Here is a 12747-nt window from a genome sequence, read left to right on the forward strand (position 1 = left end):
GCTTTTAAAATGCAATTAAAAAAGATGCAGAAGCACAAATATAGTGCGAGTGATTAATTTCTGTGTTATACTGATACAGCTACCGCCCCTAGACAGGTGCGGAAAGGGGGTGTACTGTGTGGGAGGAATACTGTCATTCGTGCTCTCTGTGATAGCCAGCATTGTGGCTTACTATATTTGTAAGTGGCTGGATGGAGATGAGTAGGTAGCAAAGGTTTAAGCCTCCTTTTCAAAAAAGGCGAGCCCCCGGTGTCAGCACACACCGGGGGCTTTTTGTGTACTCTGTGAGTACTGTCATTCGTTTGCCTATTGGCATTATAGCATATGGAAAAATTGATTTCAATATGCATATAATATAATTTTAATAGGTAATCTCCCGTCCTTCTTTTCTCCACTCCCTAAACTGTGCCGCTGCGGAAAGCAGAAGATCACAGGAAGAGTTGAGTGCTGTCTCGACGGAATCCTGCACCACGCCGATGATAAATCCGACACCGATGACCTGCATGGCGATATCGCTTGAGATGCCAAACAGAGAGCAGGCAAGCGGAATTAAGAGCAGGGAACCACCGGCAACACCGGATGCGCCGCAGGCGGAAAGTGCCGACAGGACGCTTAAAATGATGGCGGTCGGAATATCCACCGGAATTCCCAGCGTATTGGCTGCCGCCAGCGTCATGACGGTGATGGTAACAGCCGCACCGTTCATATTGATGGTCGCACCGAGCGGGATGGTAACGGAGTAGGTATTTTTGTCCAGTCCCATTTCCTCGCAGACTTCCATGTTGATCGGGATATTTGCCGCTGAGCTCCGGGTAAAGAAGGCGGTGACCGCGCTTCGTTTCAGACACTTGAAAATCAGCGGGAACGGGTTTTGGCGGATGCACCAGTATACGAGGATCGGGTTGGTTACGAAGTAGATAAACAGCATCGAGCCAACCAGCACAGCGAGAAGCCGTCCATATTCGGTAAATACCTGTAAACCGTTGGTGGATACAGTGTCAAACACAAGTCCGAGAATACCGAACGGGGCAAAGTTGATGATCCAGGTAACAACCTTGGACAGTGCCGCTGCAAAATTGTCCATAATTTCTTTCGTGCGTTCGCTGGCACCGCGCATCGCCACGCCGAAGAGAACCGCCCACGCCAGGATACCGATGTAGTTTGCCTCTGCGATGGAGGTGATCGGATTTCTTACGACATTTAATAAAAGTGTCTGCATAACTTCTGCGATTCCCTGCGGGGCAGAGGTTTCTTCTGCAGCCTGTGCAAGTGTCAGGGTGATCGGGAACAGTTTACTTGCGACGACCGCGATCACAGAGCCGAGCAGTGTGTTGAACAGGTAAAGGCAGACAACGGTGCGGATGATGCCGCCGTGGCTCTGCTTTGCCTGACAGAGGGAACTGATAACAAGGAAAAATACGAGCAGGGGCGCGATGCCCTTTAATGCGTTGACAAATAGATTTCCAAGGATTGAGAGTCCGACTGCCTGCGGAATCATCATTCCCAGGACAGCGCCGAGAATCATGCCGCCCAGAATTCGTTTAGGCAGGCTGATGGCTGTCCAGCGTTCATAGAGTGCTTTCATAAAATACATACTTCCTTTGTGATGATGAAATGGGGTTGACGAGTGTCGGGGAGCTGAGTCAAATGTGCAAATGCAATATCTCCCGAATGATTCAACTGTCTGTGCAGCATCCGGCACAAAATCATGTAGATTCTATTATACAGGAGATAGAAAGAAAGGGAAAGTGCTTTTTTATGGCAGAGTGATAGAGAAATAGAGAAAAAATTTTTGCCCGTGTTCCGTGTGGCCAGTGGCAGAACTTGCAGTGGCGATAAGCGAAAAGAAAACTTGTATTTCTATCTGCTCTATGTTATACTCATACCCGTTGCAAAGCCCATAAAAACAAGGTCTTACAGGGCTGCCGCCGATTCCCGGCGTAAAATGAATCGAGTGTTCGTGACCTTCCACTCGTAAAACAAAACTAAAGGAGAATTGAATATGAAAGAAAACAACCTGAAAAACACGTATTTTCTGGCGTATGGCGCGGTGATCGCGGCCATCTACGTAGCGCTGACGATGGCATTCCAGCCGATCAGCTTCGGACCGGTGCAGTTCCGTATTTCGGAAGCACTCTGCATCCTGCCGTTCTTTACCCCGGCAGCGATCCCGGGACTCTTTGTCGGATGCTTTTTATCTAACCTGTTCTGCGGCGCAGCCGGACTGGATATCGTATTCGGAAGCCTGGCAACCCTGATCGGGGCAGTCGGCTCCTATGCGCTCCGCAAGAGTAAGGTTTTAGTATGTGTACCGCCGATTCTGGCCAACACGATCATTGTACCGTGGGTGCTCCGGTTTGCATACGGCTCTGAGGATCTGATTCCGTTCATGATGCTGACCGTCGGGATCGGCGAGGTGCTGGCAATCGGTGTGCTGGGAAGCATTCTTCTGGCGGCGTTAAACCGTTATAAAACCATGCTGTTCGGCAAGTGTCTGGCAACGGGACGCTAAGAAAAAGACATAACTTAAATGATATAAAAGATGCATGTTACAGACGGATCGCAGTGCGATGGCTGGCGTGTATCTTTTATTTTTTTTTGCCTTATATTGACAATTTCATGTAAAAGAAGTTAAATTAAAAGGACGTGAAAACACAATGCCTCGCGGTTCCATATCGTTTTTCTATGGCGTCTGCGAAAACAAAAACCGCCTGCGGCGGGGAAGGAATGCACAAATATGAGTGAGAATGTATATCAGATTGATTTTAATAAACCAGAATCCGTCCATTTCATCGGAATCGGCGGTATCAGCATGAGTGGACTGGCAGAGATTTTGATGGACGAGGGATTCACTGTGTCCGGCTCGGACGCACACCGTTCGGAGCTGACCGATAACCTGGAGGCGCGCGGCGCGAAGGTATATATCGGACAGAAAGCGGAGAATATCCAGGATGGCATCGATGTGGTAGTCTACACGGCGGCGATTCACCCGGATAACCCGGAATTTCAGGAAGTAAAACGGCGCGGCATCCCGATGCTGACCCGTGCGGAACTCTTGGGCGAGATGATGCGGAACTATAAAAATGCGATCGCGATTGCCGGAACACACGGCAAAACGACAACCACTTCGATGGTGACGGAGATTTTCTTGCAGGCGAAAAATGACCCGACGATCTCGGTCGGCGGCATCCTTCCGGCGATCGGCGGTAACATCCGCGTCGGCGGACCGGAATTTTTCGTGACGGAGGCGTGTGAGTATACCAACAGCTTCCTATCCTTCTACCCGACGATGGCGGTCATCCTTAATATAGAAGAAGACCATCTCGATTTCTTCAAGGATCTGGCGGATATCCGCCGCTCCTTCAAGCTGTTTGCCGAGCGCGTACCGGCTCAGGGCGCGGTTGTTATCAACGGCGATATCGAGAACTATCAGGAGATCATAGAAGCGGTAAAAGGCAAGGTCATTACTTTCGGTCACAGCCGCGGCAACGATTACAGCGCTGGTGATATCCAGTATGACGCTTACGCGCATCCGTCCTTCGACCTTTATATCGGCGGCGAGAAGAAAGAGCGCCTGACGCTCGGTGTGGCAGGTGAGCACAATGTATATAATGCGCTGGCAGCTATTGCAGTTTCCCTGGAAAATGGCATCTCCATGGACGCCATCCGCGTGGGACTGGCACATTTTACCGGAACCAACCGCCGGTTCGAAAAGAAGGGTGAGGTAAATGGATTTACCATCATCGACGACTATGCGCATCATCCGCATGAGATCGAGGCTACCTTAAAGACGGCGCAGAACTATCCACACAAGACACTCTGGTGCATTTTCCAGCCGCACACCTACACGCGGACGAAGGCATTTCTGCCGCAGTTTGCCGAGGCGCTCTCACTGGCAGATAAAGTCATTCTGGCGGATATCTACGCGGCGCGCGAGACGGACACGCTCGGCATCAGCTCAGAGGATATCGTGAAACTTCTAAAAGAAAAAGGAAAAGAAGCATGGTATCTGCCGACGTTCGATGAAATAGAAAAATTTGTCATGGAACATTGTACACAGGGCGACCTGTTGATAACCATGGGCGCCGGAGACGTTGTAAATGTAGGGGAAAACCTCCTTGCGAAATAGATGCGCTCTGAGTGTACATATAGTTATCCACATTATCCACATAGTTTTCAACATATTATGTAAAGGAACTATGTGGATTTTTTGCGCCTAAATGTGAAAATGGTGAAATGCCGAAAATGTTGATAAAATAAGGATTTTGTCGGGGGCAGGGTTGTTTTTTGAGGATTCTTGAAGGCTTTTTCCACATTATCCACATTATCCACAATCAAAATAGTGGAAAAATCGGTCTAAAAGTGTCGGTCGCGAACCATAATTAGGAGTATTTCTTTTTAAAAAAAGGTATGTTATGATAGGAACAGACGCAGTGAGCCTGTGATAAATGGATGAAAACTGTCTTGTCCGGAGCAAAATTGTGGAAAAGTCCGGAAACAAAATCAAAACGGTGGAAAAGTAAGAAAACAGGAAGATTTGGATGGAACAAATAGAGAATATTTCAAAATAAAAGTAAAATACAGCAGTTTGAATGCTTCACACAGCCGCAGGCTGCTGATAGATAAATGGTAACAGGAAATGTGAGGACACAGAATGGCTAAGAGGGAAGTTAGAAGATGGGAATAGGACTCAAAAACCGGCTGGCGGTGGGCGCGACGCCGGTTCCGGACGTATTTATTGATACATATATGGCGGGAGCCAGTGGAGAATATGTGAAGGTATATCTGTACCTGCTCCGCCACCAGCAGGAGGAAGTCTCGATCGGACAGATCGCGGACGCGCTCAACCACACGGAGGCGGACGTGCAGCGCGCGCTGGCATACTGGCAGAGAGCCGGGGTGCTGGGAACGGAAGTCGGTGAAGAGGCACAGCGATCGTTTCAGGAGACGCCGGGACAGCAAATTTCGCCGGTTTCCGCTTCAACGGAATCCCTGGCAGGCGCTGGTTCCTTTGCGCCATCTACAAAAACTGCCGCGCGGGAAGCCGCAGCCTGCGATATGTCACGCCTGACCTCGGATGAGTCGTTTAAGCAGCTCATTTATATTGCCCAGCAGTATTTAAACAAGCTGCTCACACCGACGGACTGCCAGATTCTTGGAAATCTCTATTCGAATCTGGGATTTTCCGGGGAATTGCTGGAATACCTGATTGAGTACTGCGTGCAGAACCATCACACCAGCCTGCGCTATATGGAAAAGGTGGCGCTCGGCTGGCATAAGCGCGGCATCAAGGATGTGGAACAGGCGAAAGCGAGCGGCAGGGGCTACACGAAGGGTTCATTCGCGGTTATGCGGGCGATGGGGCTTTCGGACCGGAGCCCGGCGGAGGTCGAGAGTGAATTTATCGAAAAATGGTTCTGGGAGTACGGTTTCACGCGCGAGCTGATCGTCGAGGCGTGCAGCCGCACGATCCGGCAGATACATAAACCGTCGTTTGACTATGCAGACAAGATCCTGCGGGATTGGAAAAATGCCGGGGTCAAGAGCTTCCGGGATGTGTCAGAGCTAGATAAAAAACGGAAGGAAGAAGGCGGGGCGAAGCGCCGGCAGGCGTCTGCAGGCAGCAGCCGTTCTTCCAACCGGTTCCACAATCTGGAGGAACACGGATATGATTACGACGAGATGGTATGGAGCATGATAAACGGAGCGCAGAAGACAGGAGGGGACGATGGCACTCAGTAATTCGCAGTATGAATCGATCATGCGTGTTTATAACCGGACACAGCTTCAGAAGAAACATGAGCTGGACGCGCGGGTTGATGAGGTCTATGAGAAAATACCGGCGGTCCGGGAGATGAACGACGCGATCGCCGCCGCGGCGGTCAAGAGCGCGAAAGAGCTTCTGGCGGGCGATGCGGACGCGGTGAAACGTCTGCGAGGGACAATCGCAGACCTGAAAGAGCAGCGCCAGGTGCTGATGAGCGCCTACGGCTATCCGGCGGACTATCTGGAGATGCAGTATAATTGTCCGAACTGTAAGGATACCGGGTACAAAGACGGCAAAAAATGCCACTGTTTCCGTCAGCGGGAGATCGATCTGTTATACGCCCAGTCGAATATCCGGGAAGTGCTGGAGCGGGAAAATTTTTCTCATTTTTCCTATGATTATTTTGATGACACGAAGATCGATCCGCGTAGCGGCAAGACTGCCCGCGCGTATATGGAGCAAGTGACGGCGTTCTGCCACCGCTATGTGGACGGATTTAAAGAAGAAAAGGGAAATATCTTATTTACCGGAAAAACGGGGCTTGGAAAGACGTTTTTAAGCAACTGCATCGCGAAAGAGCTGATTGAGCGCTGTTTCAGCGTCGTGTATCTCCCAGCGGTGGAGATGTATGAGATATTTTCAAGGGACCGCTTCGCAAATGATGCGACCGATGAGGATCGCGACCGCTCCCAGTATTTATTAGAGTGCGATCTGCTGATCATCGACGATCTGGGGACGGAACTGGTGAATACGTTTACGACTTCCCAGCTCTTCTATGTGGTCAACGAGCGCTTAAACCGGAAGAAAGGCACGATCATTTCCACCAATCTGCCGGTCAATGAGATGCGCGACGAGTTTACCGACCGCGTCATGTCACGGATCGTAAGCCAGTATCAGATCATTCCGCTCTACGGCGAGGATATCCGGATACGAAAAAAGCTGGAAAACCGGTAATGGGTTGACTTATAAGGGACATAATGATATAAAAGAGACGTTAGAATGCGCTAACATATGCAAAAAAAGCGAATTAACAGAGAGTAAACAGGCTGGAGGAAAATGGAAAATGCTGTACGAAGAGAAAATCATTGAGACGATACCGGTAGGTCCGCTGGGACTGATTCCATTAAAGGGATGTGAGGAACTGGTAGGCAAGGTAGACAAATATCTGGTGGACTGGAGAAATGAGCGCGAGAGCGAGCACAAGACGTCGATCGCATTTTCAGGTTATCAGAGAGACTCCTACATCATCGGGGCAAACACACCGAGATTTGGTTCCGGCGAGGCAAAGGGCGAGATCAAGGCGTCGGTGCGCGGCGATGATCTGTATCTGATCGTGGATGTCTGCAACTACAGCCAGACATATTCTCTGTGCGGCATGGTAAATCATATGTCCCCGGATGATCATTATCAGGATCTGAAACGTGTCATTGCGGCAGCAGGCGGAAAGGCACGCCGTATCAACGTAATCATGCCGTTCCTGTATGAGAGCCGCCAGCATAAGCGCTCCGGCCGTGAGTCCTTAGACTGCGCGCTGGCACTGGAAGAGCTGGTAGATATGGGCGTTGAGAATATCATTACCTTTGACGCACACGATCCGCGTGTCCAGAACGCGATTCCGCTCAAGGGTTTTGAGACCGTTCAGCCGATTTACCAGTTTATCAAATATCTGCTGAAAAATGAGAAAGAGCTGGAGATCGACAGCGATCACATGATGGTCATCAGCCCGGATGAGGGCGGTATGTCCCGCGCTGTCTTCTTCTCCAACGTGCTGGGACTCGACATGGGTATGTTCTACAAACGCCGCGATTACACCAGGATCGTCAACGGACGCAACCCGATCGTTGCTCATGAGTTCTTGGGATCCAGCGTAGAGGGCAAGGATGTCCTGATCATCGATGATATGATCTCCTCTGGCGAGAGCATGTTAGATGTAGCGAAGGAATTAAAGAGCCGCAAGGCGAGAAAGGTATTCGTATGTGCGACCTTCGGTCTGTTTACCAACGGACTGCAGAAGTTTGACGAGTACTATGAGAACGGTCTGATCGACCGCGTCCTGACCACCAACCTGGTATACCAGACACCGGAGCTTCTCTCCAGACCGTACTATATCAGCGTCGATATGAGCAAATACATCGCGCTCATCATCGATAACCTGAACCACGATGCCTCCTTAAGCGAGCTGTTAAATCCGACTGGGCGTATCAATAAGCTGCTGGCGAAGTATCGGGCGGGAATACGGGACTAAAAATAGACCTTTAAAATAGAAACAAAAAGAACGTCATTTCCGGACCAATACATGTCAGAAAATGGCGTTCTTTTTAATGTCATAGGAAACAGGCAATGTCACGGTTATGTATGAAAAGAGTCTTACAACCGCACTTCATGTACCGCAGCTCCTTCTTCCTTCAGCACCCGCATCTCCCTCTCATGACAAGTAAATACAAGAATCTGCCCGGAATAGGCACTTGGCAGCCATTTGAGGACGGTTCTCAGGCGCTCGTCGTCGTAGAGGACGAAGCTGTCGTCAAAGATGAGCGGCAGCCGGTCTGCATCGCCCTGGATAAAGTGGGCGGCGGCGAGGCGCAGCGCCAGATAGATCTGGTCGGCGGTGCCGCTGCTGACCTGTTCAAGCGGGATCAGCTTCCGGCGGGTGTTTAAAAACGCATTCAGGTTCTCATCGATGCTGATGCTGGAATAAATTCCGCCGGTAATTCCGGCGATCAGGTCGGACGCAGTCTTATTTAAGTACAGGCCGAAAGAATCCCGGATGGTGGTGGAAAGCTCTTTTAAGGTATCAAGCGCCAGATCCACGGAGGCGATCTCCTGATGGATGCGCTCATTTTCATTTAAAATGTGTTTGAGCGCCGCTGCCCGGTCTTTGCAGGCGGATAGGTGCTCCAGCTTTTTTTCTAACTCCCACTGGACGCGCTGCTGTTCCTCGATGACAAGGCTGCAGTCATTCTGCTTTGCCATCAGCGCCGAGATCTGTTCGGAACGTTTTACCAGTGAATCCTCCGAGTTTGTAACGGCGTGGCAGAGCGTGATGAAGCGGTCCAGCCGCTGGGACAAAAGCTTCATGGATTCATCCGAAATCTCGGATTCGCCCAGGTGGCGGCGCAAAATCTCCGATAAAACAGAGGCACTTTTCTCCGCCTCCTGCCTGCGGCGGCTCCGGTGCCGTGTGACGCAGATTCCCAGCATGAGAAGCACAAGAGCGGCGCCTCCAAAGATGAGGGCGGTGGGACCAGCTCCCAGCCATGGGGACGGAAGCGGGAAGAATGCCAGATATCCGCAGTATGCCGCGCAGATAGCGCAAATTGCTGCTGCGACAAAGAAAAACACCTGGAAAAACCGGGATCCCTTGCTGGAGGAAGACGCCTGTGCATGCTGATAGTCCTGGTAGAGTGTTTCAGCCTGACTGCGGTATGCCTCGATGGACGCCTCGTCCGTAAAGGAAAACTCATTCAGTACCTGACGGCTCTTCTGCAGCCGGTCGGATAAATCTTCTTTTTCTATTTTCTGATGTTCCAGTTCATTTCGGACCGAGTCACGTAGTTTTGAGTATTCCTGTAACTGATTCTCATATTTTGGCGAAGAAAGCTCGCGTTCCAGCGCGCGGATCTCGCTAAGAAGGGAGGTATAGTTGACCGAAGCCTCCGGGCTTAATTGGGATTCAAATTGTTTGCGCTGATTTTTCAGATAGGCGGTCGCCTTAGTGATATTGAGCGCCATATTGCCAGAGGTATTCATGTTGGCAATATAGTTTTTCAGTTCTGAAACCATGCCTTCATCGGTCGCACTCTTTAACTGGCTGATGCTGATGGTGTTGTTGTACATGGTTTCACTCATGCCGCCCAAGATTTCCTGCAAAACGGCGCGACCGTCCGGTTCCTCGCGTCCGGTCGTCTCGTTGATGACGGTAAATTCCTTCTTATTTTTCTGGAACGAGCGCTCGATCCGGTAAATGGTGCCGTCGTCGGATTCAAGCCGGAGCTGCCCCTCGTAGGTGCCGCTGTTTTCCCACGGCTCATATTTGCTGTAGATGTCGTTTCTGGCGGCGCGCCCCCTCTGACGCTCGATGCCGAAGAGCATGCCGCGGATAAAGGTGTGGATCGTGGATTTGCCAGCTTCATTTTTACCGTAAATGACGTTTAACCCGTCCTCAAAGGAGACGGCTGTGTCATGAAATTTTCCAAACCCACTGATATAAAGATCAAGAAAACGCATGGAAGCTAACTCCTTTCATCGGTAGTGAGAAGCAGGGCGTGGATGCCGTAAAACAGCGCCTTTTTCTCCACCGGACTCATGTCCGGTTTTTTCAGTGCCTGGATGTAAAAGCCGATCATATCGCTTGGATGCTCGGCAAACAGGGCGGAAAAATCGTATTGCGGTTCCGTCTCATCGATGATATCCGCGATGCGGAAACGCAGCTTTAAGGCGTCCAGATCGAAGGAAATATCGGGATCGCGCATGCCCTGCACCTTGAAGCGGAAAATATTGTCATTGCCGCGCTGTTCGATCTCATGGGCGATTTTTAAGTACAGCTCCGTGTTGGTCGTATCCGGCGTGACGCGGACGATGAGCGGGATGTAGCGGAGCTTCGCCATCGGAATAAAGTCCAGTGTCGTTACCTGACAGCTTTCCGGGTCGATCTCGCCGTAAAGGATGCCGTGCCTGCCGGTCTCGGTCTTATCAAGCGGCTCCGGGGAACCGCAGTATGCCATCTTTTTGTCCAGTAGGATCTCTGGCCTGTGGATGTGCCCCAGTGCGATATACGAAAATCCGGAGGAAGCCAGCGCCGCCCGGTCAATCGGGACGTGGTTCGCGTCGCCGCCGTGCCCCAGCAGAATGTGGATTTTTCCATCCTCCGGCGCTTCAAGAGTATCGAGGCGCGGCTCCGGGATCTCCGCAGTATAGTAAGAAAAGCCGGTCACCTCGGTGTTGATATCCTCAAAATAGACGGATGAGACATCCTCACTTTCCAGAAACGTCACGTTGGAAGCCCAGGAAAAGCTTAAAACAGCGGAATTTTTGCGGATCCGGTCGTGATTGCCTGCGATGATGATAACCTGTGTCTGCGGGATCGTGGAAAACAGGTAATTGACCTCTTTCAGGTCGCGCAGCAGCGGCTGGCGGTGGAACAGATCCCCCGCGATGAACAGGCAGTCCACGCGCAGTTCCTTTGCCTTGGCGATGATGGCGGTAAACGTATCGCGGATATCGCGGCTGCGCTCCCGGCTCCACGGCTTGTCGCTGTCCGGGGACATGCCCCAGTGGATATCGCCGGTATGGATAAATTTCACATTCTCTCCCCCTTTCAGGAGTCTGTCACTCCGTATGTACATATTGAAATAATAATAGAAAAGGGACTGCTGCAAATAGCAGAAAGCGGATTCCAGTATTTGCGACAGCCCCATAGTTGCTTATTGTTTACAGTTCACAGTTGTTTACGGTTCTCGGGAACGGGATGACATCACGGATGTTGGAAACGCCGGTTAAGTACATCACGCAGCGCTCGAATCCAAGACCAAATCCGGAGTGTCTTGCGGAACCGTATTTACGCAGATCCAGATAGAAATCGTAGTCCTCCTTTTTGAGTCCAAGCTCGTCCATACGCGCCTCTAACTTCTCTAAGCTGTCCTCACGCTGGCTGCCGCCGATGATCTCGCCGATGCCCGGTACGAGACAGTCCATCGCTGCAACGGTCTTGCCGTCCTCGTTCATCTTCATGTAGAATGCCTTGATCTCCTTCGGATAATCGGTAACGAAGACCGGTTTCTGGAAGATCTTCTCGGTTAAGTAGCGCTCATGCTCGGTCTGTAAGTCACAGCCCCAGAATACCTTGTAGTCGAATTCGTCGTTGTGCTCTTCGAGGATGCGGACAGCCTCGGTGTAGGTTACATGACCGAACTCGGAATTTAATACGTGGTTTAAGCGGTCAAGGAGTCCCTTGTCGATGAACTGGTTGAAGAAATTCATCTCTTCCGGTGCGTGCTCTAAGACGTAGCGGATGACATATTTTAACATATCCTCGGCAACTTCCATGTTGTCGTTCAGATCCGCAAATGCCATCTCCGGCTCGATCATCCAGAACTCAGCTGCATGACGGGTCGTGTTGGAGTTCTCTGCGCGGAAGGTCGGTCCGAAGGTGTAGATATTGCGGAATGCCATCGCGTAGGTCTCGCCGTTTAACTGACCGCTGACAGTTAAGTTAGTTGGTTTTCCGAAGAAATCCTGGGAGTAGTCAACCGTGCCGTCGTCCTTTTTCGGAACATTGTTCAGATCCATCGTGGTAACCTGGAACATCTCACCGGCGCCCTCGCAGTCACTTGCGGTAATCAGTGGAGTGTGGACATACACGAAATCGCGCTCCTGGAAATACTGATGGATCGCGTAAGCTGCCAGGGAACGTACACGGAACACAGCCTGGAAGGTGTTGGTTCTCGGACGCAGGTGGGAGATGGTACGCAGATATTCAAGGCTGTGGCGTTTTTTCTGAAGCGGATAATCCGAAGCGGACGGTCCCTCAACGGCTACCTCGGTCGCCTGAATCTCGAACGGCTGCTTTGCCTCCGGGGTCGCAACCAGGGTACCTTTTACGATAATGGATGCGCCTACGTTTAACTTGGAGATCTCCGCAAAGTTCGGCATTGTATCATGGTAAACAACCTGAAGCGTCTCAAAGTAGCTGCCATCGCTCACAACGATGAAGCCAAAGTTCTTGGAACCGCGCACGCTTCGTACCCAGCCGCCGATCTGAACTTCTTTGTCCAGATACGTCTCTCTGGAACGGTAAATTTCTCTTACAGTGGTTAAATTCATCTCAGTAAACTCCTTATTTTGCAAAATAAACTTTCTCATGCGGACTGCCCTGCAGTGTGCAGACCGTGTTTAACTTTCATTATACTGTATTTTTCTTGTAGATTCAAGGGACGGAGGGAAATTTGCGGGGGGAAGAAACCTGCCCGTATAAAAAGTGA

General features: G+C 50.8%; 9 protein-coding genes. 5 read left to right on the top strand and 4 right to left on the bottom strand.

The window, feature by feature from the left end:
- Nucleotides 1-361: 361 nt before the first annotated feature.
- Complete coding sequence (sstT, locus tag DW739_RS12015) at nucleotides 362-1585, bottom strand: serine/threonine transporter SstT (RefSeq protein WP_118743118.1); 1224 nt, start codon at nucleotides 1583-1585, stop codon at nucleotides 362-364.
- Between the two features lie 417 nt (nucleotides 1586-2002).
- Between sstT and DW739_RS12020 the strand changes: the two genes are divergently transcribed.
- The 5 genes from DW739_RS12020 to DW739_RS12040 all read left to right on the top strand — a co-directional run bounded on the left by DW739_RS12020 (nucleotide 2003) and on the right by DW739_RS12040 (nucleotide 8012).
- On the top strand, nucleotides 2003-2512 hold the full coding sequence (locus DW739_RS12020) for a QueT transporter family protein (RefSeq protein WP_117796647.1): 510 nt from the start codon (nucleotides 2003-2005) through the stop codon (nucleotides 2510-2512).
- 225 nt (nucleotides 2513-2737) lie between these two features.
- Nucleotides 2738-4129 (top strand): UDP-N-acetylmuramate--L-alanine ligase, encoded by a 1392-nt coding sequence (gene murC, locus DW739_RS12025; RefSeq protein ID WP_107001711.1) that lies wholly within the window; start codon nucleotides 2738-2740, stop codon nucleotides 4127-4129.
- 548 nt (nucleotides 4130-4677) lie between these two features.
- Nucleotides 4678-5742 (top strand): DnaD domain protein, encoded by a 1065-nt coding sequence (locus DW739_RS12030; RefSeq protein ID WP_118743119.1) that lies wholly within the window; start codon nucleotides 4678-4680, stop codon nucleotides 5740-5742.
- A complete protein-coding gene (locus tag DW739_RS12035; protein ID WP_118743120.1) occupies nucleotides 5729-6721 on the top strand; it encodes an ATP-binding protein in 993 nt (330 codons plus the stop codon). The genes DW739_RS12030 and DW739_RS12035 overlap by 14 nt, the downstream gene beginning before the upstream one ends.
- A gap of 109 nt (nucleotides 6722-6830) precedes the next feature.
- Nucleotides 6831-8012, top strand: a complete 1182-nt coding sequence (locus DW739_RS12040; protein ID WP_022359580.1) for a ribose-phosphate pyrophosphokinase — start codon at nucleotides 6831-6833, stop codon at nucleotides 8010-8012.
- A gap of 122 nt (nucleotides 8013-8134) precedes the next feature.
- Here DW739_RS12040 and DW739_RS12045 read toward each other — a convergent pair whose 3' ends face one another.
- From DW739_RS12045 to asnS, 3 genes are all read right to left on the bottom strand, one after another.
- The gene (locus DW739_RS12045; RefSeq protein WP_118743121.1) at nucleotides 8135-9994 is read right to left on the bottom strand and encodes an AAA family ATPase; all 1860 of its coding nucleotides are present in this window, start codon (nucleotides 9992-9994) and stop codon (nucleotides 8135-8137) included.
- Nucleotides 9995-9999: 5 nt separating this feature from the next.
- Complete coding sequence (locus DW739_RS12050; RefSeq protein WP_118473002.1) at nucleotides 10000-11070, bottom strand: DNA repair exonuclease; 1071 nt, start codon at nucleotides 11068-11070, stop codon at nucleotides 10000-10002.
- Between the two features lie 127 nt (nucleotides 11071-11197).
- Nucleotides 11198-12589: an asparagine--tRNA ligase gene (gene asnS, locus DW739_RS12055; RefSeq protein WP_107001706.1), complete on the bottom strand. Its 1392-nt coding sequence runs from the start codon at nucleotides 12587-12589 to the stop codon at nucleotides 11198-11200.
- Nucleotides 12590-12747 lie beyond the last annotated feature (158 nt).

The sequence above is a fragment of the Clostridium sp. AM28-20LB genome, from assembly GCF_003480665.1.
Lineage (GTDB): Bacteria > Bacillota > Clostridia > Lachnospirales > Lachnospiraceae > Otoolea > Otoolea fessa.